This window comes from Mycobacterium paraterrae (genome assembly GCF_022430545.2).
Taxonomy (GTDB): domain Bacteria; phylum Actinomycetota; class Actinomycetes; order Mycobacteriales; family Mycobacteriaceae; genus Mycobacterium; species Mycobacterium paraterrae.
Window position 1 is genome coordinate 3188379 of the sequence record NZ_CP092488.2, and the last position, 23592, is coordinate 3211970.

At 65.1% G+C, this 23592-nt stretch carries 22 protein-coding genes; 7 read left to right on the forward strand and 15 right to left on the reverse strand.

What is annotated here, in order from left to right; genetic code table 11:
- The 7 genes from MKK62_RS15380 to MKK62_RS15410 all read right to left on the reverse strand — a co-directional run bounded on the left by MKK62_RS15380 (position 1) and on the right by MKK62_RS15410 (position 9909).
- Positions 1-1035, reverse strand: coding sequence for a nucleoside hydrolase (locus MKK62_RS15380; RefSeq protein ID WP_240259394.1), 1035 nt, complete (start codon positions 1033-1035; stop codon positions 1-3).
- A gap of 23 nt (positions 1036-1058) precedes the next feature.
- Positions 1059-3008 carry a SpoIIE family protein phosphatase gene (locus MKK62_RS15385; RefSeq protein WP_240259392.1) on the reverse strand — a complete coding sequence of 650 codons (1950 nt, stop codon included), beginning with the start codon at positions 3006-3008 and terminating at the stop codon, positions 1059-1061.
- 41 nt (positions 3009-3049) lie between these two features.
- On the reverse strand, positions 3050-5086 hold the full coding sequence (locus MKK62_RS15390; RefSeq protein ID WP_240259390.1) for an SDR family oxidoreductase: 2037 nt from the start codon (positions 5084-5086) through the stop codon (positions 3050-3052).
- 66 nt (positions 5087-5152) lie between these two features.
- Positions 5153-8053: an MMPL/RND family transporter gene (locus tag MKK62_RS15395; protein WP_240259388.1), complete on the reverse strand. Its 2901-nt coding sequence runs from the start codon at positions 8051-8053 to the stop codon at positions 5153-5155.
- Positions 8050-8496 (reverse strand): MmpS family transport accessory protein, encoded by a 447-nt coding sequence (locus MKK62_RS15400; protein WP_240259386.1) that lies wholly within the window; start codon positions 8494-8496, stop codon positions 8050-8052. Before MKK62_RS15400 ends, MKK62_RS15395 begins: the two co-directional genes overlap by 4 nt.
- Positions 8493-9074 carry a TetR/AcrR family transcriptional regulator gene (locus MKK62_RS15405; RefSeq protein WP_240264131.1) on the reverse strand — a complete coding sequence of 194 codons (582 nt, stop codon included), beginning with the start codon at positions 9072-9074 and terminating at the stop codon, positions 8493-8495. Before MKK62_RS15405 ends, MKK62_RS15400 begins: the two co-directional genes overlap by 4 nt.
- Before the next feature lie 91 nt (positions 9075-9165).
- Entirely contained in the window at positions 9166-9909 is a 744-nt protein-coding gene (locus MKK62_RS15410; protein WP_240259384.1) for a histidine phosphatase family protein, read from the reverse strand.
- Positions 9910-10053: 144 nt separating this feature from the next.
- On the opposite strand from MKK62_RS15410, the gene MKK62_RS15415 reads away from it, so the two are divergent.
- Entirely contained in the window at positions 10054-10926 is an 873-nt protein-coding gene (locus MKK62_RS15415; RefSeq protein WP_240259382.1) for a MaoC/PaaZ C-terminal domain-containing protein, read from the forward strand.
- A gap of 28 nt (positions 10927-10954) precedes the next feature.
- A complete protein-coding gene (locus MKK62_RS15420; RefSeq protein WP_240259380.1) occupies positions 10955-11176 on the forward strand; it encodes a hypothetical protein in 222 nt (73 codons plus the stop codon).
- A gap of 60 nt (positions 11177-11236) precedes the next feature.
- Here MKK62_RS15420 and MKK62_RS15425 read toward each other — a convergent pair whose 3' ends face one another.
- The gene (locus MKK62_RS15425; protein ID WP_240259378.1) at positions 11237-11743 is read right to left on the reverse strand and encodes a hypothetical protein; all 507 of its coding nucleotides are present in this window, start codon (positions 11741-11743) and stop codon (positions 11237-11239) included.
- A 210-nt stretch (positions 11744-11953) separates the two neighbouring features.
- Here MKK62_RS15425 and MKK62_RS15430 point away from each other — a divergent pair, with 210 nt between their 5' ends.
- Together MKK62_RS15430 and MKK62_RS15435 are read left to right on the forward strand one after the other, a co-directional pair.
- Positions 11954-12751, forward strand: coding sequence for a helix-turn-helix domain-containing protein (locus MKK62_RS15430; protein WP_240259376.1), 798 nt, complete (start codon positions 11954-11956; stop codon positions 12749-12751).
- Between the two features lie 4 nt (positions 12752-12755).
- Positions 12756-13157 (forward strand): PaaI family thioesterase, encoded by a 402-nt coding sequence (locus tag MKK62_RS15435; RefSeq protein WP_240259374.1) that lies wholly within the window; start codon positions 12756-12758, stop codon positions 13155-13157.
- Here MKK62_RS15435 and otsB read toward each other — a convergent pair.
- From otsB to MKK62_RS15455, 4 genes are all read right to left on the reverse strand, one after another.
- A complete protein-coding gene (gene otsB / locus MKK62_RS15440; protein WP_240259372.1) occupies positions 13136-14227 on the reverse strand; it encodes a trehalose-phosphatase in 1092 nt (363 codons plus the stop codon). The genes MKK62_RS15435 and otsB overlap by 22 nt on opposite strands.
- A 61-nt stretch (positions 14228-14288) precedes the next feature.
- Positions 14289-15680 (reverse strand): WS/DGAT/MGAT family O-acyltransferase, encoded by a 1392-nt coding sequence (locus tag MKK62_RS15445; protein ID WP_240259363.1) that lies wholly within the window; start codon positions 15678-15680, stop codon positions 14289-14291.
- A gap of 384 nt (positions 15681-16064) precedes the next feature.
- Complete coding sequence (locus MKK62_RS15450; RefSeq protein ID WP_240259361.1) at positions 16065-16934, reverse strand: alpha/beta fold hydrolase; 870 nt, start codon at positions 16932-16934, stop codon at positions 16065-16067.
- A complete protein-coding gene (locus MKK62_RS15455) occupies positions 16931-17401 on the reverse strand; it encodes a peroxiredoxin-like family protein (RefSeq protein ID WP_240259359.1) in 471 nt (156 codons plus the stop codon). Before MKK62_RS15455 ends, MKK62_RS15450 begins: the two co-directional genes overlap by 4 nt.
- Before the next feature lie 131 nt (positions 17402-17532).
- Here MKK62_RS15455 and MKK62_RS15460 point away from each other — a divergent pair, with 131 nt between their 5' ends.
- Together MKK62_RS15460 and MKK62_RS15465 are read left to right on the forward strand one after the other, a co-directional pair.
- The gene (locus tag MKK62_RS15460) at positions 17533-18144 is read left to right on the forward strand and encodes a TetR/AcrR family transcriptional regulator (protein ID WP_240259357.1); all 612 of its coding nucleotides are present in this window, start codon (positions 17533-17535) and stop codon (positions 18142-18144) included.
- Positions 18145-18177: 33 nt separating this feature from the next.
- Positions 18178-21459, forward strand: a complete 3282-nt coding sequence (locus MKK62_RS15465) for an error-prone DNA polymerase (RefSeq protein ID WP_240259355.1) — start codon at positions 18178-18180, stop codon at positions 21457-21459.
- Positions 21460-21470: 11 nt separating this feature from the next.
- Here MKK62_RS15465 and MKK62_RS15470 read toward each other — a convergent pair whose 3' ends face one another.
- Positions 21471-21887 (reverse strand): TIGR03667 family PPOX class F420-dependent oxidoreductase, encoded by a 417-nt coding sequence (locus MKK62_RS15470; protein ID WP_240259353.1) that lies wholly within the window; start codon positions 21885-21887, stop codon positions 21471-21473.
- Between the two features lie 23 nt (positions 21888-21910).
- Between MKK62_RS15470 and MKK62_RS15475 the strand changes: the two genes are divergently transcribed.
- Entirely contained in the window at positions 21911-22555 is a 645-nt protein-coding gene (locus MKK62_RS15475) for a nitroreductase family protein (RefSeq protein ID WP_240259345.1), read from the forward strand.
- Between the two features lies 1 nt (position 22556).
- On the opposite strand, the gene MKK62_RS15480 is transcribed toward MKK62_RS15475, so the two are convergent.
- Together MKK62_RS15480 and MKK62_RS15485 are read right to left on the reverse strand one after the other, a co-directional pair.
- Complete coding sequence (locus MKK62_RS15480; protein ID WP_240259337.1) at positions 22557-22904, reverse strand: hypothetical protein; 348 nt, start codon at positions 22902-22904, stop codon at positions 22557-22559.
- 14 nt (positions 22905-22918) lie between these two features.
- A complete protein-coding gene (locus MKK62_RS15485) occupies positions 22919-23383 on the reverse strand; it encodes a tRNA (cytidine(34)-2'-O)-methyltransferase (RefSeq protein WP_240259335.1) in 465 nt (154 codons plus the stop codon).
- Between the last annotated feature and the right edge of the window lie 209 nt (positions 23384-23592).

Here is a 23592-nt window from a genome sequence, read left to right on the forward strand (position 1 = left end):
TTACCCCAGCGACGCGGCGAACAGTCCGACCCGCTCGATCAAGCGGTCGAAAAACAACGCAGGGTCGGCGTCAACCGCGATCAATGCGTTGGGCTTTCGCGACCATCGTCCCGACCAGTCGGTGACGGTCATGCCGCGGGTCAGGGTGCCGGCCAACTCGACGTCGACGGTGGTGGGTTGCGTCTGCACGAGTTGCGGATCCAGCGCTGCCGCCGCGGCCAGCGGATCGTGCAGATGTGCGAGGTAACCGTGGCCCAGGTCGTGGTAGGACTCCAGGTAGAAGCGCGTCGCGTCTTCGATCATCCGAATCAGCGGGTTGGACGCCGTCGACCGGGTGCCGCGCTCGTCGTCGATGCTCAAGACGGTCGTCGTCGAACCCGCAGCCGCGGCCAAGCGGGAAAGAATCTCGGGAGTGAGCGCAATCCGGCGTGTCACGTCGAGACCGCACAGGATGGGAAGGCGCTGCGGGTCAACGTCTTCCGACGGCGACCAGGCGGCGAATACCTCGGACGCCGCCTCGGGGTCGAAAACGATGTTCCACTCCGCGACCGGGGTGGTGTTTCCGCGGTGGTCATAGGCGCCGCCCATGATCACCAACCGGCGCAGCAGTGCCGGCAGTTCGGGCTCAATGCGCAGGGCGAGCGCCAGGTTGGTCAACGGACCGGTGGCCACCCCGATCAGTTCGCCCGGATATCGTTGTGCCGCTGTCACCCACGCCGTTGCCGCGTCGTCGCCGTGCAGTTCCCGAGCCGTCGCTGCCAGCTCGGCGTAACCCAATCCCTGCGGCCCATGGACCCGGCTCTTGGCGCGCGCGGCGGAATTCAGCGGATGCTCTGCGCCCTTGAACACCGGCACAGCGTCGGCGCGGCACAGGTCGAGTAACCGGAGATTGTTCAGGCACACCTGTTGCACCGGCACGTTGCCGGCGGTCGAGGCGATGCCGACGACGTCAGCATCGGGGCTGGCGAGCAGATAGATCAGCGCGATGGCGTCGTCGACGCCGGTGTCGACGTCGACGAAAACTGGAGCGGCCATCGCCGAAACGATACCCGTCAAGCTCAGTCGACCGGGCTGGCGACGATCTCGCCCGCGAGCGGCAGCCCGACCAGAGCCAGCACATGATGAGCCGGGCAACCCGGAGGTGCGATCAGCCCCAGGTCGGTCCCGTGCTGGCGCGACCGCTCTTGCGCCTCCGCCAGGATCCGCAGTCCCGTGGAGCCCAGATGCGTGACGGCCGACAGCTCGACAGTCAACGAATGTGTACCCGAACGACTCTGACGCGCAATATGAGTCGCGAGAATCGGTGCGGTAGCGTTGTCGACGTCGCCGTGGACCACGAGACGACCTTCGACGACTTCGGTGAAGAACTCAGGCGCGGCGGACGGTGCGGCGGCCGGCAGGACGTTGGGGTCGGTGACAATGCGCGCCGGCCGACTCAACCGGTGGGTGATCGAAGCGACGGTGCCCCGGTCGGTTCCGGCGACGCGGCTGGCGGTGGCCAACGCATTCGCCAGCATCAACCCACGCCCCCGCATGCCTGGGTCCGACGACGGGGCCTTCCACTGGCCGTGGTCGGTCACCGAGGCGTGCACCTCGCCCCGCTCGTCGAGCCTGGCCTGCACCTCGATGCGGTCGACGGTCGACGAGCGATATCCATGCTCGTAGGAGTTCTCGACGAACTCGCACAGTATTTGCACGATGACCAACACGTCGACGTCGTCGGCGCCGATCTCGGCCAACCAGGCCCGCAGCGGCTCTCGGACATCTCGCGCGGCGTGGACGGTGGCATCGACCGACAGCTCCAGCGCCGGTGGCGGCGTACGGCGTTGCACCGCAAGCAAAGTCACGTCGTCGTTGTAGCCGGTGGTGCGTAACATCAATTCCAGTGTCTGGGAGCACAACCGTTCGACAGGACGTGTCGGCGCCTCGATGGGGAACGCCGAGCCGCCGAGTATGCGTGCGGCGATGTCGGCGAATTCAGCGGTGCTGGCGGCCAGCGGTCGGCCCGGACGCTCGATGATGCCGTCGCTGTATATCAGGATGGCGTCACCGACGGCGATGGTCTCGGCCGCGGTGCGAAAGCCGATGCCGCTGCCGAGCGGACCCGCGCCGCTCGGCTGGAGGAAGCGAGGCCTGCCGCCGGCGATCAGCAGCGGGGGAGGGTGCCCGGCCGTGCAGTACTCGAACGACCCGGTGCTCGGGTCGAGCCGGGCGATACATACGGTTGCCGCTTTCGAGCCTGGCACGTGTCGACTGAATTCATCGACTGCAGTGAGGCTTTCGGCGATGCCGCTACCGGCGAGCAGGTGCACTCGAATGGCCGTGCGCAGTTGGGCCATCACGGCCGCGGCGTCGACGCCATGGCCGACGACATCGCCGACCACGAGGAAAACGCTTCCGGAATCGCCGACGACGGCGTCGAACCAGTCACCACCGGCGCCGGTGTCCTCTGTGGCGACCAGATACTCGGCGGCAATGTCTGCTCCGGGCAGCACCGGCAGCGACGGGGAGAGCAGCGCGCGTTGGACTAGGATTCCGAGATCTCGTACGTGCGTGTAGCGTTCGGACAACTCGGCTTCGCGGTCTTCGGCGGCCCGGCGCTCCTGCACCCGCGCGGTGGCATCCGTCAGCATCACCTGAGTGCCTTCTATGGCGCCGTCGACTCCGACCCGAGGGCTGACGACGATGTCGCCACACACCTCTTGCATCGTTCCGGATCCGTCGAAGTCGAACTGGAACCGCCACTCGCGGCCCTGCTGGATTTCCCCGGTGCGATACACCCGGGTGAGGATGTCGATCAGATTCTGATCTTCGAACTCGGGAAACAACTCTCGCGCCGGAACGCCTAGTCTGACCGCGGGAAACGCTTGTCGGGTGGCCGCGTTCGCGGCCACGTAACGGTGGTCGGGACCGTCGAACGCGACGATGAACGAGGGAAGGCTGTCGAACGCCCGACGGACCAGCTGTGCCTCGCCGATGGTGTCGTCCAGGTCCCCGCCGTGCCCCACGGTCTCAGGGTAACCCGGTTCGTTGACGACCGATATCGCTGTTACCAGTGCACGCCGGGAACCAGGCGGACGACGCGTTTGACCGGGCCCGGTACCCGAACCTTGGCAACCGCGGCGCGGACCGGCGGCTTCGGTCGGCGCGACGACGGCCGTCCGGCCGCCGCCTTCAGGTCGATTTCAGCCGCAGGGGCCTCGCCGCGTGCCGCCGCCGAGTCCGGATAGCCCAGATAGAGCTGGTGCAGGATCCGGCGCGACAACTTCGGGGTGAAGTAGTGACCGGCCTCGGACAATGTGCCCAACGGTGTGTCGATGCGCGACGGCTTGTCGATCAAGCCCCGAACCACCATGGCTGCCGCGTGCTCCGCGGTGATCGGCGGGACCGGGTTCAGCTTCCGGGACGGCTTGATCATCGGGGTGGCCACCAGCGGCATGTGGATGTTGGTGAACGTCACGTGGTCGGAGAGTGTCTCGGTGCCAACCACTTCCGAGAACGCGTCGAGCGCGGCCTTGGTCGGCAGGTAAGCGCTGTATTTGGGGCTGCGTGCTTGCACCCCGGCGCTGGAGACGTTGACGACGTGACCGAAGCGGCGCTCACGCCAGTGCGGCAAAAGCGCCAGCACCATCCGCACCGCACCGAAATAGTTGACCGCCATCACCCGCTCGTAGTCGTGCATCCGGTCGGTCTGGTTGACCACCGATCGGCGGATCGACCGGCCAGCATTGTTCACCAGGTAATCCACATGGTCGAAGCGGCCCAGGATGTCCTTGACGGTGTGCTCGACCGACCCGGAATCGGTGACATCACAGGTGAATGCGTAAGCCTGGCCGCCGTTCGACCGAATCTCGGCGACCAGGTCGTCAAGCGCATCGCCGTTGCGGGCCAACGCGAAAACGCATCCACCGCGCTCGGCCACCGCGATCGCCGCTGCCCGGCCAATACCGCTGGAGGCTCCGGTGATGATCACGTGGCGGCCGACCAGCGGACCCCGCGGGTCGTTGCGGCGGGCCCGGTCGGGATCGAGGTGTTCGGCCCAGTATCGCCACAGCGCCGGTGCGTAGCTGGCGAACTCGGGCACCGCAATCCCGCTGGCGCGCAACGCTTCCTGCGTCTGATCGGAGACGAACGTGGGGGCCAGGTCGACGACGTCGAGCACTTCGCCCGGGATGCCCAGTTGGGTGGCGATCATGTTGCGCCATACCTTAGGCCGGCCGCTCACCTTGAGCACCGGCGCGGCCACCGACTTGGGCAGCGAACCGCGCAGGGGCGGCAAACCGGCCGCGGCGGCCACCCCTCGGTAAATACCGCGCAACCCAATGGTTTTCGGTGAGGTGAGGTGGAAGGTGCGGCCGTCCCAAGAAGGGGAGCCGTCGGCGTGCATCAGCGTCACCATGGCATCGGCGACGTAGTCGACCGGCACGATGTTGGTGCGGCCGGTGTCCGGCAACATGATCGGCGTCAGCCTGGGCAGCACGGCCAGTTTGGCCAGCATGCCGAAGAAGTAGTAGGGGCCGTCGATTTTGTCCATCTCGCCGGTCCGCGAATCACCAACGACAACCGCCGGCCGGTAGATCCGGTAGCGCAGCCCGGTGGCTGAGCGCACCAGCAGCTCGGCTTCGAACTTCGTCTGGTGGTACGGCGTCGGCAGCTGCTGTCCGATGTCGAAGTCGTCCTCGGTGTAGTCGCCGTGGAAGTCGCCGGCCACCGCGATCGAGGACACGTGGTGCAGGGTCGCGTCCAATCGGCGGGCCAGGTCGATGACGGCCTGGGTGCCGTCCACGTTCGCCGCGCGCTGCTCGGCTTCGGGGGCGGTGATGTCGTAGATCGCCGCGCAGTGCACCACGTGGTCGACGGAGCCGACCTCGGCGATGGCCTCGTCGGTGAGCCCGAGGTGCGGCTCGGTCAGCTCGCCGACCAGGGGTTTTACTCGCTCACCCCAGGATTCGGCCAGCCGTTCGAAGCGGCCGAGCGAGGGCCGGCGGACCAGCACCCAGACCTCCGCGTCCGCGTTGGCATCTAGCAGACGGGACACCACGCGGCGCCCAATAAACCCGGTACCGCCGGTAACGACATAACGCATGAGGGACAGGGTGCGCCTGGTAGCGCGGCATGTCAACGCACTGTGACGCGATCACCCCAGCGCCGCTCAGCGGGATGGGGCCGCGGCGTCGGTGTCCTCCGGGTCGTCCCACAGCAGCAGCTGACGAACGGCGGGTCGCGGTCCGTACGGTCGGAGCATCGAGCTCGCCGGACGCGGGCGGACCCGCAACGGCCACCAGAACCACCGCCCGAGCAGCGTGGCGATTGACGGCGTCATGAACGAACGGACGATCAAGGTGTCGAACAGCAGCCCGAGGCCGATGGTGGTGCCGATCTGTCCGAGGACCTGTAGCCCGCTGAACACGAAGCCGCACATGGTCACCGCGAACACCAGTCCGGCGGCGGTGACCACCGATCCGGAGCCGGCCATCGCCCGGATGATGCCGGTCTTGAGCCCCGCGTGGATCTCTTCCTTGAACCGGGATATGAGCAGCAGGTTGTAGTCGGACCCGACCGCCAAAAGGATCATGACCGCCAAAGCCAAGATGACCCAATACAACTTGATGCCCAGTAGGTACTGCCACACCAGCACCGACAGGCCGAATGAGGCGCCCAGCGACAGCGCTACCGTCCCGACGATGACGATCGCCGCGACCAGGCTGCGGGTGATGATCATCATGATCAGCAGGATCAGGCTCAGCGAAGCGGTCGCGACGATCAGCAGGTCATACCTGTCCATGTCCTCGATGTCTTTGTAGGTCGAGGCGGTGCCGCCGAGGTAGAAGTTGGCGCCCGCCAACGGAGTGTTCTTCACCGCCTCGTGCGCGGCCAACTTGATCGGGTCCACGTGAGCAATGGCGGCGGGTTCCGCTGGATCGCCCTCGTGCGTGATGATCATCCGGGCGGCCTTGCCGTCGGGTGAAACAAACAGCTTCAGCCCGCGCTTGAAGTCGGGGTTGTCGAACACTTCCGGAGGCAAATAGAACAGGTCATCGTTCTTCGACTTGTCGAACGCCTGTCCCAGCGCGGCCGGATTGTCATTGGCCAACGCGGATTGCTTGTTGATCCCGAGGTTCGTGGCGTAATTCTTCAGTGTCAGTTCGCGATTGACCTCTTGACTGGCAATCTGCTGCGGTATCAAGCCCACTAATTGCGGCTGGATCGCGTCGAGTTTGTCCAGGCTGGCGGTCAGGTCTTCGAACTTCTCGGTGAGCTCGTCGATGCTGTCGATGGACTCGAAGGTGTTGCGCAGCGCGAAGCAGATCGGGATGTCGTAGCAGTGCTTCTCCCAGTAGAAGTAGCTGTGCAGCGGCCGGAAGAAGTCGTCGAAGTTGGCCAGCTTGTCCCGGACCTCGTTGATGATCGCCAAGGTCTCGTGGAACTTCTGCGTCTCGTCATGAGTCGCGCTGGCCAGTTGTTGCTGCAGGGTGTACTGCTGCTGCAGGATCGCGATCGTCTTGTCGAGTTCTTGTGACTGCGTGAGCAAGTCGTGCGCGCGGTCCGCCTGGTACTTCAGGTTTTGCACCTGGCCGATGCTCTGCTGACTGATCTGGAACGCGATCGAGCTGTGGTCGAGTGGGGCACCTAGCGGCCGGGTGATGGACTGCACCTGAGCGATCCCGGGGATGTGCACGACGCCCTTGGCCACCTTGTCCAGTACCAGCATGTCGGCTGGATTGCGCAGGTCGTGGTCAGCCTCGATCATCAGCAGTTCGGGCTCCAACCGGGCGCGGGAGAAGTGCCGCTCGGCAGCGGAGTAGCCGACGTTGGCCGCCGCGGTCTGGGGGATGTAGGGCCGGGTGTCGTAGCTGGTCTTGTAGCCGGGAAGGGCGAGCAGGCCGATCAGCGCGACCGCGACCGAGACCACCAAAATTGGTCCGGGCCAACGGACTATGGCTGTTCCAATGCGGCGCCAGCCGCGCGTCTGAAGTACGCGCTTGGGGTCGAAGAGACCGAAGTGGCTGGCAACAACCAGGATTGCCGGGCCCAGAGTCAGCGAGGCGGCCAGGGCCACCAGGATGCCGATTGCCGCGGGCGGGCCGAGGCTCTGGAAGTAGGGCAGCCGGGTGAAGCTCAGGCAAGCCACGGCGCTGGCGACCGTGAGGCCCGAGCCGAGTACGACATGCGAGGTGCCGTGATACATGGAGTAGTAGGCGTCTTCGCGCTCTTCACCGGCGGACCGTGCTTCGTGATAGCGGCCGACGAAAAATATCGCGTAATCCGTTCCGGCGGCGATCACCAGCAACGTGAGCAGGTTTGTGGCGTACGTAGATAGCCCCAGAATTCCGGAATTGCCCAGGAAGGCAACGAATCCCCGTGCCGCGGCCATCTCGATCAAGACGGTCGCCAAAACAAGCAGGGTGGTGGCGAACGATCGGTAGACGAAGAACAGCATGACGGCGATCACGCCGACCGTGAGCGCGGTGACCTTGTTGGATCCCTTATTACCCTCGGTGAACTGATCGGCGATCAGCGGGGCGGCGCCGGTCAGGTACGCCTTGACACCTGGCGGCGGCTGCATGTGGTTAATGGTGCTGCGGACGACGTCGACCGATTCGTTGGACAACGCCTCGCCCTGGGCGCCGTTGAGGAAGAGCTGCACGTAGGCGGCCTTGCCGTCGCTGCTCTGGGATCCGGCGGCCGTGAGCGTGTCTCCCCAGAAGTCCTGGACGTGCTGAACGTGCTTCTTGTCCTGTTCCAACTTGCGGACCATCGCGTCGTAGAACGCGTGGGCGTCGGCCCCGAGCGGCTTGTCGCCTTCCAGGACGATCATCGCCGAACTGTCGGTATCGAACTCGTGGAAGACTTTGCCGATGTGTTTGAACGCCTGATACGACGGTGCTTCGGGGGAGCTGAGGCCGACGTTGTGCAGCCTGCCGACCTCTTCCAGTTGCGGCACAAAGATATTCGGGACCGCCGCCAATGCGAGCCAGAACAGCAGGATCGGCACCGCAAGCCGGTGGATGGTGTGCGCGGCTCGCGGCCGGCGAACGCCGTGGCTGCTCATCCGGACTTGTCCAGGCAGAAGGTGTAGGCGCTCATTTCGTTCACGGTCCTTTCGTCCTTGACGATGCCGTTGACAGTGATGCGGCACCCCAACGTGGAGCCGTTGCCCTGGGCAACCACGTTGGCAATGACAGCAGGATCGGTGGTGGTGATCGTGTAAGACCATGGCAGCGGGACGTTGTCGACCCGCTGAGGAGCGGCGTGCACGTCCTGATAGTTGATTGTTGCTGTGGCGCCAGGGTTTCCGAATACCTCGTAGACAACGTGCTTGGGATTGAAGGGGACGATCTGATTCGACATCCCACCGCCATCGGCCGTGCTTTTGTTGGATTCGAAGGCGTCGCGGAACCGGTAGACCGCGAAGCCGGCTAGCGACACCACCACGACGGTGACCAGAGTCATCCAGCGCCGCCTCACCACGCCCGTGATCGAAAAGCGCCTCATCCGTTCGCCTTTCGGTGCCGGGTCAGGCTGGGAATGATGACTTCGTCGACGAGGGCTTCGACCGTCTGGTCGGTGGGTGGCCGGTTAGGCATGATCGACCGGAATATCAGGTACCCAGGTAGCAGGTCCCAGAGCTCGTCACTGATCGCGGCAGCGTCGATCTCGCCGCGACGGACCGCGTCGCGAAGGACGTCTTGTATGAGGGCTTTTCGTTGGTCGAGGAATTCGGTTTGCATCGCCGCGTGGAGTGCGGGGTGGCGTGATATCTCGACCATTACCGCACGGATGATGCCGGCCTGTTCGTGTGTTTGTTCGCTGATCACGCGTCCGAGCTGGACAAGATCGCCGCGCAGCGTGCCGGTGTCGGGATGAACCGCGATCTGCCGGCAGCCTTCGATGAAGGCGGCCAACACCAACTCGGCTTTCGATGGCCAGCGCCGATAGACGGTGGCCTTGCTGGCCCGGGCCCGGGCGGCGACGGCGTCTAGAGTGAGGCGGTCGTAGCCGTGCTCCTGCAGCAGCTGCAGCGTCACGTCGAGCAACTCGGTTTCCCGCGGCGACCACGGTGAGGGTTCCATGCCGCGCGGTGCCGTTCGGGTCACGGCGATCACCCTAGACGGAAGCGGCCAGTACTGTCCAGTACCGTACCGCTGTGAAACTACCGTTCAGTCAGTAGCTGAAGTCCCGGATTCCGTCCCAGTCGACCAGTGTCCAACCCAGCGTCGGGCTGCCGGTGATCACCACGCGGCTGACGTTCGACAGGGGATGAGTCTTCACCAGGCTGTCCTTGGGGTTTTTCACGTTCATCAACGTCCAGTACATGATCGACTCGCGAGACGAGAACGCCACCGGTTTGGCGTGGCCCTCGTCGTAAATCTTCTGCACCGCCGCAGTGAACTGGTCATTGAACTGATTACCGTTGACCGAGCCGGGAATGGCGTCCTGGACATCACCGTTCAGCCAGTCCGCCGGCGCAAGCAGATGGGGCGAGCACGTGGCGTCCAACCATCGATCGTGATCCGTTTGGACGCACGCCCCCTTCGACGGTGTGTGGTTGTACCTGCCCGCGTTGATCTCGTTGAGACCGGGGAGGATTTCGACGGTCTTGCCGAGCGCGTGGGCCAGGGGCGCAGCGGTCTGCTGGGTACGGGCCATCTGAGAGGCATAGACAGCATCGAAACTGTTGCGGGAGAGCTGATGTGCCAGCTGCTCTGCCTGTGCCCGGCCTTCCTCGGTCAGATCCGGACCGGGAATGTCGCTGTCGATTATCTTGGCGACGTTGGCTTCGGACTCGGCATGCCGGATGAAGGTCAGCGTGATGCTGCGGACGTGAGGCGAGCTCGAGCAGGCGCCGACGGTGATGACGGCGGCGAGGACGGCAACGGCCTTCCAGATGACGGTGCGATTGCGCATGGCGATAGCCTGCCTTGCCCGGGCCCTCGACGTGGGCCGTTTGCCCGGGTTGGCCCGCAAAATCACACAAACGATCGGGTGTGGAATGGCTTAGATCGTTCGAAGAACCTGTTCGCGGAAACCTGATCGCAGAAGGAGGCCGGCATGGCGATCGACCCGAATGCCGTCGGAGCGACCACCGAACCCGTGCTGTTCGAGTGGACCGATCGCGACACCTTGCTCTACGCCTTGGGTGTGGGCGCCGGACTCGACGACCTGAAGTTCACCACCGAGAACAGTCACGGAATCGACCAGCAGGTATTGCCGACGTACGCGGTGATCTGCTGCCCGGCATTCGCAGCGGCCGGCAAGGTCGGGTCGTTCAATTGGGCGATGCTGCTGCACGGGTCGCAGGGCATCCGGTTGCACGCGCCGCTGCCGCCGGCCGGAGGGCTCTCGGTGGTCACGGAGGTGACCGACATCCAAGACAAGGGTGAAGGCAAGAACGCGATCGTCATGTTGCGTGGGCGCGGCACCGATCCCGACACTGGTGCGCTGATCGCCGAAACGCTGACCACGCTGGTGATCCGCGGCGAAGGCGGCTTCGGCGGACAACCGGGCGAGCGTCCCGTCGCGCCGGAGATCCCTGACCGCGAGCCGGATGCCCGGATTGCGCTGCCGACGCGCAAAGACCAGCCGCTGATCTATCGGCTTTCCGGAGACCGCAATCCGTTGCACAGCGACCCGTGGTTCGCCAAGGAGTTGGCCGGCTTTCCCGAGCCGATCATGCACGGGCTGTGCACCTACGGGTTTTCCGGTCGCGCGCTGATTGCCGAACTCGGCCATGGGGACGCCCATGCCATCACCGCCATCGACGCGAGATTCACCAAGCCGGTGTTTCCCGGCGAGACGCTGACGACGCTGATCTGGCGCACCGAGCCGGGCAAGGCGGTGTTCCGCACCGAAGCCGCCGGGCCCGACGGGAGCAATGCGCGCCTGGTGTTGGAGGATGGAGCGGTCGAATACACCGAGGTTTAACGGGGTCGCCAGCGTGGCAGTCCCGGGCATGGCATTCAAACTCACCTATAGCGACGGGCAGTCCACGGACTACGACGACAGCACCAAGTGGGAGATCGACAACGGTGTCGTCAAGATGGGTCGCGACGAAGGGGACTGGACAGTCTTCGTCTCGCCGAGCCACTGGGCGACACTCGAATTGAATATCGGCGGCGACAGCGAATCCGACGACGCCAAGGATAAGAAGTCGGACGACGACAAGGACGACTGACGTCAGTCGGCCACCGAGATGACCAGTCGAGGGAGAGCTCGCTGAGCGGCGTTCACCGCGTCAAGCGCCGAACAAGAATTCAAGGAAATATGGCAGCTCGATTGGTAGGAAGAATCCCCCGATGACCGGGTCCAGGACCGGGCCAAGGCCGCTGGCGTACACCGCGTAATCCAAGCCCACAGCAAGATCCCCAATGCCGTCGACGGGAAGGCCGCCGAAGTCGGGGTAGTCGCTGAACGCGGCCGGGTCCACATAGGTGACCAGCACGCTGAACGGGTCGGTGGGGACGAGTGAAAAGTCGCTGAAACCTGTATGGAAGTCATCGACGCTCGTGGCAAGGTCGGCCGCCAGGACCGGATCGCTGCTCAGCAACGAGCTGTCGGCCGCGACGGTCCAAGAGTTGAAGCCCGTATCGCCGAAGAGCAGCTCGAACGGGTCTAGTTGTACGTCAATGCCACTGTCGGCGTTGGCGGCGGAAGCGGATGCGACCGTTGCGGCAATAACCGCCGCGCCGATAGCTAGCTCAACGCCTACCAAGTACCGGCGGTTGCGCTTGCGGTTACTCATATCGGGATTCCTATCTGAGAAGATGCCCAGCACGTGTCTCACAATTTGCACCGCGGTACAGGCGGTTGAATAAGTACCGAGCTACTTCATTCGAATGAGGCAACTACTGCATTGCCGCCGACGCGAGGCGATTCGTGCCGTCGCCGGGCATTGTCGGCATTACCCGCGAGGTAATCGTGGCGCTGACACCCCGCGTCTAACATCGGGGCGATGACGACCCTGAGCCGGACCCCGCGGGCCACACCGGCGGTCGGTCAACTGCTGCGCGAGTGGCGCGAGCGGCGCCGAATCAGCCAGCTCGACTTGTCGATTCAAGCCGAGGTCTCGGCTCGCCATTTGAGCTTCGTCGAGACCGGGCGCTCGCAGCCGACACCCGACATGATCCTGCGGCTCAGCGAGCAACTCGACGTCCCGCTGCGGGAACGCAACGCACTGCTGCTGGCCGGGGGATACGCGCCCGTTTATCCCGAACATTCGCTCGACGAGCCGGAGCTGACCCGATTCCGGGCCGCGATGCGCCAGATCCTTGCCGGCCACCAACCGTATCCGGCGCTGGTGATCGACCGCTGGTGGGACATGCTCGACGGCAACGCCGCAATCGCGGTTCTCATCGAGGGCTGCGATCCGGCACTGCTCACGCCGCCCATCAACGCCATGCGGGTATCGCTGCACCCGGACGGCATGGCTCCCCGCATCGTCAACCTGCCCGAGTGGCGCGCTCATGCACTCGAGCGACTGCATCGCCAAGTCCGCGCGACGCGCGATCCTCGGCTTGCCGAGCTGCTGGACGAAGTCACCGCGTACCCGGGCGGTGCGGCCGGGCGCCCCGAGCCCACCGACGTCGCTGTGCCACTTCGGTTGCGGCACAATGGAAAAGAGCTGGCATTTTTCAGCATTATCGCCGTCGTCGGGGCGCCGTTGGATGTGACGGTGGCCGAGGTCGCAATCGAATCGTTCTATCCGGCCGACGCCGAAACCGCCGAGGCATTGCATTCGATGGGAAAGTGAGCCGATGACGGACACCGCCGCGACGGAGATGATCCACGGCCTCGTTCCGCTCGCCGTCACGCTGGGCATCACCGCGGACGCCGCGGGTCCCGATGAGGTTGTGCTGAGCGTGGATTGGGCCGAGAAACTCACGACGGGAGGCGGCGTGCTGCACGGCGGCATCGTGATGGCGCTGGCCGACACCTCCGGTGCGGTGTGCGCGTTCCTCAATTTGCCCGAGGGCGCGGGTGGGACCACCACCATAGAGTCCAAGACCAACTTCTTTGCCGCCACCCGCTCCGGCACCGTCAAGGCGTACAGCAGGCCGCTGCACGTCGGGCGCCGCGTCATCGTGGTCGAGACGGAGATCCGCGGCGAGGGCGGCAAGCTGGCCGCGAAAACCATTCAGTCGCAGGCGGTCTTGTGATCGAGCTGGCTGGCTAGCCGCTCGGTGAATTCGCGCACCTGGTCAGGGTCGTCCAGCGCGTAGTGGGCGGCGGTGGCACGGTCGCCGTCGTCGGTGTGCCGCACCATGATCGCGATGCCGTCGTCGGCCACCGCATCGAAGGCATCCTCGTCGGTGATGTCGTCGCCGAGGTAGATCGGCAGCAGCCGGCCACCACCTTCGTTGTCGCGGATGTAGTCCAACACCCAGCGCAGTGTCTTTCCCTTGTCCCAGTCGACATCTGGACGCAGCTCGATCACCTCGCGGCCGGTCGTCACCCGAAGGGCGGTGCGTTGCCCGGCGTCGCGGACGGCCGCGGTCACCTCGCCGACACGGTCCCGCGCCGCGTTGCGGTAGTGCACGGCGACCCCGAATCGCTTGTGTTCGACTGCCACACCCGCGATGCCGGCGAGTTGCTCGGCCAGCTCGGAGGCGGCCTCGGCCAGCACCGGAATCGCCGCGGCTGCCTCGTCGTTCTGGTGGTGCATGCCATCGGGTCCGGTCAACTCGAATCCGTGGCTGCCGGCGTACCACAGGCCGGGAAGGCCGACCCGCTCGCGGACATCGGCTAGGTCGCGGCCGCTGAGGATGGCCACCGGGCACCGAGTACTCAGCGAGGTCAGCGCCTCCGCGGCGCCGTCGGCTAGGCGCGCGGTGTCCGGGTTTGTGACGATGTCGGACAGCGTGCCGTCGAAGTCGTAGAACACCGCGGGTTCGCTCGTGACGTCGAGCGCCTGCAGGGCGTCGGGCAATTCGGACATCCGCCGATCCCCGCTGCGGACGACGACATCGCCGATGCGGTGTCCGGTGGCGAGGTCGATCACCAGCGCGAAACCGGCTGCCCGGGCGGCTGATGCGCTGTCCTCGGTCGACGTGACGACGGCGCAGCGGCCGGCCCGGACACCGAGGCGATCAGCCGACTCGACGAACGAGGCGGCATCGGATCGACTTGTGCGGACGCCCGCCTCGCGCAGCCGGGCCTCGAACGCGTCGTCGGGCTCGGCATCGAACAGCACGGCATCCAGGCGGCGTGGGTCGATGATCACCGACATTGCCCGCCCCGCCTTCCCGGCCCGCGGTCGCGGTGCCGGTAATCAGGCTAGTCGGTGATCCTCAGACCGATTTCTTCTCGAACAGCAGGAGCGAATCCTGGGTGAGCATGTCCAGGCGCTCGACGGCGATCTTGATGCTGTCGGCTAGCTCGTCGATGTCGGAGCCGGTGTCGTAGTCCGCGGTGATACCGAACACCAAATCATCGGCGTAGCTCAAGATGGCGACACCGGTACGCAGCTGCAATGCGATCGGCGGAATCGGCAGCAGCCGCGCGACGGTGCGACCCATCATCTCCAGGCGTTGGTGTGGACCCGGAACGTTGGTGGCCAACGTCACGATCCCGCGCTGCGGCAGGCGCGTGAGCAGTCGAATCATCCACGAGGACACCATGAACGGGATATAACCGGTCACGGAGACGGCCATGTTGCCCGCCTGCTTCTGGCCACCATTTTTGGTGCGGGTCATCTGGTTGTGCACGGCGAGCAGCTGCTGGAGCGGATCGCCCTCGTCGACGGGCAGGTAGGGCAGCATGACCGAGATCTTGTTGCCGGGCTTGTCGACAGAATCGGGGGAGCGGACCGACACCGGTACGAGCGTGCGCAGCGCGTCCGGCCGCGGATCCTCGCCGCGACCGAGCAGAACGGAGCGAAAGCCCTCCGTGATCGCGGCCAGCGCGACGTCGTTAATTGTGACGTCGAACTTGTCGCAGACGCGTTCGACATCGGCGAGCGGGACGCGGACCGCGCGGTAGCGACGCATGCTTGTCACTGGTCCGACGAGCGACGATCCTGCGGTTGGGCGCAACAGGCTGCCGGCGATGTCGGTCGCGCCGCCGACCGTACGGGCCACGGCGCTGGTGATACCAGTGGCAGTTCGCCACAGGCTGTTCAATGGGTTGTTGCGCGGCGGATGGTCGGGAACCGGCGTCAGGTGTGGGCGCCGGTTGGCTCGCTTTGCGACGGGCCGAGCAAACACGTCGCCCTCGACGTCGTCACACAGGCGGGCGAGGATGCGGGTCGCCGAGATGCCGTCGGCGAGGCAATGGTGGATCTTCATCAGGATCGCCCACCGATTGCCCTTCAGCCCTTCGATGACCCAGCACTCCCACAGCGGGCGGTCGCGATCGAGGCGGCGTTCCAATACATCGGCGGCGACCCGGAACAGTTCGGTGTCATCGCCCGGCCGTGGGACCGCAATGCGCCGCACATGACGGTTGATGTCGAACGCGGGATCCTCGACCCACTGCGGCGCCCCGAGATCGAAGGGCTGGGTGCGCAGCATCTGAATACATCGTGGAATCGCTTGAACACGTTGTGCCAGAACAGCTTTGAATTCGTCATACTTGGGCGGCGCGCCATCGATGATCGCGATTCCACCGATTGCCAAACTGACGTTGCGGTCAGAATCCTCGGCCGCGAGGAATCCCGCATCGAGCGTATTGAGCTGCTCCACGGGTCATCACCGCCGTTTCTCAGGCATTGCATCGCTTGGGATCTGTTCAAGTATCGGCGGTGACCACTGGTCAGAGGTGGCGACGACATTAATTCGTGTAAACAACAGGAGTCATTGGGTCGCAACGTAACTGGACACGAGTAAAAGAATATGTTGCTCTGAGTGTCGGGCGTCACCCTACTAAGGGTGTTCGTTTTCAACGCATTTCATTACGAAGGGCACTGCACGCGCAAATAAGTGTGCGGTCGGTTTGGCGGCAAGTATCGGCTTGCCTCCGACCGCAACGTGCACGACCCGGGGGCGCGCAAACCGGCGACCGCGCGTGGGCAACTCCGCGCCGCCCAACCACCCGGCCAAGACAGCCGCTGGCACCTGTAGGCAGAATCAGCGAATTTCCTTCGCGAGTTGGTAGACGGCGTCGGCGATTTCGTCGGGGCAGTCCTCCTGGACGAAATGCTTGCCTTGCAGCAGTGTCGAGTGATCGAGCCCAGCCGCGCGTTGTGCCTCTAGGCCGTAGCGGCGCCACGTCAGCCCGCGATCGCGCACTCCCCATACGATTTGTACGGGATACGGTGTGTCTCGCACCGCGGACAGATAAAGATTCTGCTTGGCGGCGGTCAGCTCGAAGCCCCGCATGATCTTCAGAAAGGCGCGGCCGCCGTCATCACCGAGCAACAATGGTATGTAGCAAGCGATTTCGGCGGCAGGCACATGTCGCGTGACTCCGATGTACCGCATCAAGGCCAAGAAGATCCCCGGCAGCTGCGTCGATTTCAACCACATTTCACCGACGCCTCGGTGGGCGAACGGCTCCATCATCCATGGCCGATGGAATTTATGCACTGCCACGGGCGAGTTGAGCACCGTGAGGGACCGAACCCGGTGTGGACGGGCGGTAGCGAGCTCGAATCCGATCGGCCCGCCGATATCGTGCACCACTAAATGGAAACGCTGGAGTTCCAGTGCATCCACAGCTGTTTCGAGCCATCGGCCAAGCCCGGTCCAGCTGTAGTCGGCGTCGGCCGGTCGCTCCGCGAGACCCAGTCCGGGAAGGTCGATCGCGATGCCGCGCAGTCCTCGGGCGGCGAGCGCAGGCACCACCTTGCGATAGAGGTAAGCCGACGCCGGCACACCATGCACGCAGACGACCGGTTCGCCGTCGGGTGGCCCGTCGTCAAGCACGAAAGATCGGATACCGCTCGCCGTGAATACCCGGCCCGACGCGCGGTGTCGTTCCAGCAGCGCGGACGTCATGCGCTGGCCAGCCGCAGCAATTCGTCCACCGACCACTGATCGTCGGCATGCTCGCCGTACTTGTGTGCGACCACTGTGCCGTCCGGGGCGATGAGGAAGTCGGCCGGCATGCTCAGGTGATTCTCGGTGGGTGCCAGACTGCCGACGAGGGCTCGCGCCGAGTGGGCCTGTCGCATGCCGCGGCCGGCGGCACGCACGACGTTTCGGTTGAAGACGCCGCGGAGCGAGTTCTCCACGCCGAACTCTCGGTAGAGGGTGCGTTCGGGATCGGCCACCATGGCGAAGGGCAGTTCGGTGACGTAGCGGCGGAGCCGGTCGGCGGAGGAATGGAACACCACGATCTCGGCGATGCCGGCCTTGCTGATCTCGTCGTGTCGTGCTGCCACTTCGTGCATGTGCAGGTTGCAGATCGGGCAGCCGGCGAAGCGCCGTAGTTGAAGGTGCACAAGTCCGTGAGTGGCGGGCACGTGACGGCGCCTCCATCGACGGTTGTCAGCGTCCGCACTGTGACTTTGTCACCAATTTTCGGCACCGCGCCCTCCAATTGAGTAGAGCAACTCCATATGGCAGTTCGGAGTATTGAGTAGACTCACTTCAAATGTCAACTGTCACCCACAGCCCGCGGCGCCCAGGACGTCCCGCGCAGTTCGACCGCGACAGCGCATTGTCTGCGCTGCTCCTGCTGTTGTGGAGCAAAGGCTATGACGCAGCGACCCAGGAGGAGATGCTCGCCGCAACCGGGTTGTCGTCCTCGACGCTGTACCGATCGTTCGGAACCAAGGCGGACATCCTCGAAGCGGCATTGGCGCGATACTTGGCCTTGGCCGATGAAATGCTGGCCCCGTTGGAGCGCGGCCACCGCGGCGTCGCGGACGTCAACGCGTTTCTCGACAATCTGCAGGGGCTGCTCGGCGGCCCATTGGGCACGGCGGGATGTCTGGTGTGGAACACCATGCAGAACCCGATCAACGGCAACTCACGCATCAAGGCCCTCACCGAGCGATATGTGCGACGGCTGCGCGACGGTCTAGTTGCCGCGCTGCACCGCGCTGCCGACGCAGGGGAACCGCTGCCGTCGGCGCCGGAAAGTCTTGCCGACGCGCTGCGCGCCGCGGTGATCGGCGTCCAGGCACGCGGACGCGCCGGCGATCCCGACGACGCGGTCGCCATGCTCGACGGGCTGAGAGCGTTGCTGAGCCAGAACCCGTAGCTTGTTCGAACATACATTCGATACACTGGGCCGGTGGGTTGGAGTAATGGGCCGCCGGGGTGGTCGGAGATGGAGCGGGTGCTCTCCGGCAAGCCGCGTCGTTCCGGCACGCCGACGGTGTGGACCCCTGCCGACGAGGCGCCACGATCTCCCAAGCGAATTGCCTATCGGCCGCCGGAGGATGGGCGGCCGGCGCGTTCGTCGGTGCCCTATGCCGAGTTGCATGCGCATTCGGCGTACAGCTTCCTCGACGGTGCCAGTGCGCCGGAGGAAATGGTCGAAGAGGCGGTGCGGCTGGGCCTGCGGGCCATCGCGCTGACCGACCACAACGGCCTTTACGGCGCGGTGCGGTTTGCCGAAGCGGCCGTGGAACTGGACATGCAAACGGTGTTTGGCGCCGAGTTATCGCTAGGGTCGGCGGCCAGGACGGAGGACCCCGACCCGGCCGGCCCGCATCTGCTGGTATTGGCTCGCGGACCGGAAGGCTATCGGCGGCTGTCCCGTCAGCTGGCGGCGGCGCATCTGGCCGGCGGCGAGAAAGGCAAACTCCGTTTCGATTACGACGCGCTCACCGCGGCGGCCGGAGGCCACTGGCACATCTTGACCGGGTGTCGCAAGGGCCACGTCCGTTCCGCGCTGGCCGCCGGCGGTCCGAACGCCGCCGCGGCGGCACTAGCCGATCTGGTGGATCGGTTCGGCTCCGATCGGGTCAGCGTCGAGCTGACCCATCACGGATGTCCGGTCGACGACGACATCAATGCCGAAATGGCATTATTGGCAACGCGATTCGGTCTGACATGCGTTGCGACCACCGGTGCGCATTTCGCCGGACCGTCGCGGCGTCGACTCGCGATGGCCATGGGTGCGATTCGGGCCAGGCAGTCGCTGGACGAGGCGGCCGGCTGGTTGGCCCCGCTGGGCGGTTCGCATCTGCGCTCCGGCGAGGAGATGGCGCGGCTGTTCGCGCAGCACCCCGGCGCGGTGGCGGCCGCCGCCGAGCTCGGCGAGCAGTGTGCCTTCGGCCTGGCGCTGATCGCCCCGCAACTACCCCCCTTCGACGTGCCGCCAGGTCATACCGAAGACAGCTGGCTGCGCGAGTTGACGATGGCGGGGGCGCTGCTCCGTTACGGTCCCCGGGCCCGGGCGCCCCAGGCGTATGCCCAGATCGAGCACGAGCTGAAAACCATTGAGCAACTCAAGTTTCCGGGATACTTCCTGGTGGTCTATGACATCACCCGGTTCTGCCGAGAGAACAACATCCTGTGCCAGGGCCGGGGGTCGGCGGCCAACTCGGCAGTCTGCTATGCGCTCGGCGTCACCGCCGTCGACCCGGTGGCCAACGAGTTGCTGTTCGAGCGTTTCCTGTCGCCGGAGCGCGACGGTCCGCCCGACATCGATATCGACATCGAGTCGGATCTGCGCGAGCAGGTCATCCAATACGTCTACGACAAATACGGCCGCGACTACGCCGCCCAGGTCGCCAACGTGATCACCTACCGAAGTCGAATCGCGGTACGCGACATGGCCCGTGCCCTGGGTTTCTCGCAAGGCCAGCAGGACGCGTGGAGCAAGCAGATCAGCCACTGGAGTGGACAACCGGCGGACGTCGACGGTATCCCCGAGCAGGTGGTCGAATTGGCCGACCAGATTCAGAACCTACCCCGGCACATGGGCATCCATTCCGGTGGCATGGTGATCTGCGACCGGCCGATCGCCGACGTCTGCCCGGTCGAATGGGCGCGCATGGAGAACCGCAGCGTGCTGCAGTGGGACAAAGACGATTGCGCGGCAATCGGTTTGGTGAAGTTCGATCTGCTCGGCCTGGGTATGCTCTCGGCGCTGCACTACGCCATCGACCTGGTGGACGAACACAAGGGCATCAAGGTCGACCTGGCCGCGCTGGACCTGTCCGAACCAGCGGTGTACGAGATGCTGCAGCGCGCCGACTCGGTCGGGGTGTTCCAGGTGGAGTCGCGCGCGCAGATGGCCACGTTGCCGCGGCTGAAGCCACGGGTGTTCTACGACCTGGTGGTTGAGGTGGCGTTGATCCGGCCCGGGCCCATCCAGGGCGGATCGGTGCACCCGTACATCCGGCGGCGCAACGGCCTCGACGAAGTCGTGTACGACCATCCGTCGATGGAGCCGGCGCTACACAAGACGTTGGGAGTGCCGCTGTTTCAGGAACAGCTGATGCAGCTCGCCGTCGACTGCGCCGGGTTCTCCGGCGCCGAGGCCGACCAGCTGCGCCGCGCCATGGGCTCCAAGCGGTCGACCGAACGCATGCAGCGATTGCGCGGCCGGTTCTACGACGGCATGCGAAACCTGCACGGCGCTCCCGACGAGGTGATCGACCGGGTCTACGAAAAACTGGAGGCTTTCGCCAATTTCGGCTTCCCGGAAAGTCATTCGCTGAGCTTCGCGTCGCTGGTCTTCTACTCGTCGTGGTTCAAGCTGCATCACCCCGCGGCGTTCTGCGCCGCGCTGCTGCGTGCGCAGCCGATGGGTTTCTACTCACCGCAGTCGCTGGTGGCCGACGCGCGTCGGCACGGCGTCACGGTGCACGGTCCGTGCGTGGCCGCCAGCCTGGTGCATGCCACGCTGGAGAACGCTGGAACTGAGGTGCGACTGGGGTTGGGCAGCGTCCGTCATATCGGGGAAGACTTGGCCGATAAGCTGGTCGAGGAACGAAAAGCACACGGTCCCTTCTCTTCTCTGCTGGATATGACGACCCGGGTGCAGCTGTCTGTGCCCCAGACCGAAGCGTTGGCGACCGCGGGTGCACTGAGTTGTTTCGGGATGTCGCGACGCGAGGCATTGTGGGCGGCCGGTGCGGCCGCCACCCAGCGGCCGGATCGTCTGCCGGGGGTGGGCTCCTCATCGCACGTTCCGGCGCTGCCCGGGATGAGCGAAGTGGAGTTGGCCGCGGCCGACGTGTGGGCCACCGGTGTCTCCCCGGACAGCTACCCGACCCAGTTCCTGCGGTCGGATCTCGACGAGATGGGAGTGGTGCCCGCCGCCGACCTGCTGTCGGTGCCCGACGGCGACCGGGTGCTGATCGCCGGGGCGGTCACCCACCGTCAGCGGCCGGGGACGGCGCAGGGGGTGACGTTCATCAACCTCGAGGACGAGACCGGCATGGTCAACGTGCTCTGCACACCCGCGGTGTGGGCGCGGCACCGCAAGCTGGCGCAGAGCGCCCCGGCGCTACTGGTCCGAGGTCAGGTCCAAAATGCCAGTGGCGCAGTCACTGTCATGGCGGAGCGGTTCGCCAAGCTCACCTTGAAGATCGGATCGAAGTCCCGCGACTTCCGGTGAGTGTTGTGGTCCTATGTGCCCGGCGTCGTCCAGACCTTGGTCGGAGTGATGGCCAACCGGGTGCTGAACGCATCCATCGAGATGCCCTCGGCCGACTCCAGTTCCCTGGCGAGTTCGCCGTACTTGGCCCAGTAGGGCTCGTCGTCCTTGCAGTTCACCTCGGTGGCGTCGATCGCCGCGGTACCACCGATGGCGATGATGCCCCCGCCGTTACCGTCGGAGTCCAGGTTCAGGCTCACGTGAGGATGCGCCTTGATATGGGCGACTTTGGCGGCCTGCGGCATGGAATACAGCGTCAGCCTGGTTCCGTCGAAGTAAAACCAGATCAGCCGGGGCACCGGTTGTCCCGATTTGGCCACAGTCGTCAGCCATCCGAAGTTGTCCGACTCGAGCCTGCTGACAACTTCCGGTGTGAATTCGATGCTCATGGCTGCGAATGTAACCTCCAAGCATGGCCCTGAACCTTTCTGTCGACGAACTGCTCACCACCACTCGTTCGGTCCGCAAGCGCCTCGACTTCGACAAGCCGGTGTCGCGCGAGGTCCTGATGGAATGTCTCAATCTGGCGCTGCAGGCGCCGACAGGCTCCAACTCCCAAGGCTGGCAATGGGTTTTCGTCGAAGACGAAGACAAGAAGAAGGCGATCGGCGAGATCTACCTGGACAACGCGCGGGGCTACCTGAAATCACCGGCGCAGGAATACGCCGAGGGAGACACCCGCGGCGAGCGGATGCCGGCCGTCCGCGATTCCGCGACCTATCTGGCCGAGCACATCCACGAGGCGCCCGTCCTGATGATCCCGTGCATCGAAGGCCGCGAGGACCAGCAGCCGATGGGCGGGGCGGGATTCTGGGCGTCACTGCACCCGGCGGCGTGGAGCTTCTGCCTCGCGTTGCGCTCGCGCGGGCTCGGCACCTGTTGGACGACGCTGCACCTGATCCGTGGCGGCGAAGAAAAGGTCGCCGACATCGTCGGTATGCCCTACGAGAAGTACAGCCAGGGCGGCCTATTCCCGATCGCTTACACCAAGGGCACAGATTTCAAGCCCGCCAAGCGGTTGCCCGCCGAGCAACTCACGCACTGGAACACCTGGTAAGTCAGCCGGCGAGTTGCACCCTGACCGCGACCCCACCTTTGGCGTCGCGCTCGGCGACGGCGTGCCCCTGCCGGTCGGCGCCGTCGAGGCCTACCAGCGTGATCGGCCCACCTTCGCCGAGGAAGTTGCGCCACCACGATTTCTGGTCGGGCCAGGAGACGCCGATCGTCAAGGCGTCGCCGCGACGTGAATACGCGACCGGGGTTTCGAACGTCTTACCGGAGCGTCGGCCGACGTAGCGGATCACGATGAACTTACGCCGGACCACGCCGCCCACCAGCGGCGCTTCGGCGAGCCCGCTGAACAACGCGTTGACCCAGCGAACCAACGGACGATCGTTGAGTGCCATGACGGAAATGCTAGTCAGACGGCTCCAGGAAAGCCTTGCTGCCGCCACGCCTCGTACACCGCGACCGCGGCGGCATTGGCCAGGTTCAGCGACCGCCGGCCGGCCAGCATCGGAATGCGCACCCGCGCGGTGATGTGCGGGTCGGCCAGCGTCGCCGCGTCCAGCCCGGTGGGCTCCGGACCGAACATCAACACGTCGCCGGCCTGGTAACTGATGTCGGTGAACAGTTGAGTCGCGTGCGCGGTGAACGCGAACACTCGTCGCGGCGCTATCGCGCTCCACGCGTCGTCCAGACTGGGATGCACACTGACCGACGCCAGGTCGTGGTAGTCCAGACCGGCGCGACGCACATTGGGTTCGGAGAGATCGAAACCGAGCGGTTCGACCAGATGAAGTTCCGCTCCGGTGGCCGCCGCAGTACGGATCGCATTGCCCGTATTGGGCGGAATTCGTGGTGAGTAGAACAGCAGCCTGAACACAAGACACGGTAACCGGAAAGGAGCTGCGACCCGGGGCTCCGACACCCGTCCGAAATTATTTGCTCGGCCGTCGACGCCGACATCTGATGCGCGTCGGTGAACTCTGTCTGTTCAGTAAGAATTGTGGTCACTACCGCCGCAGCCTGGCATACTCGCTAAATTGCCAGGCGTGTATCGCTTTGCCCGTCGCTGCAGGTGGGCGCAATTAG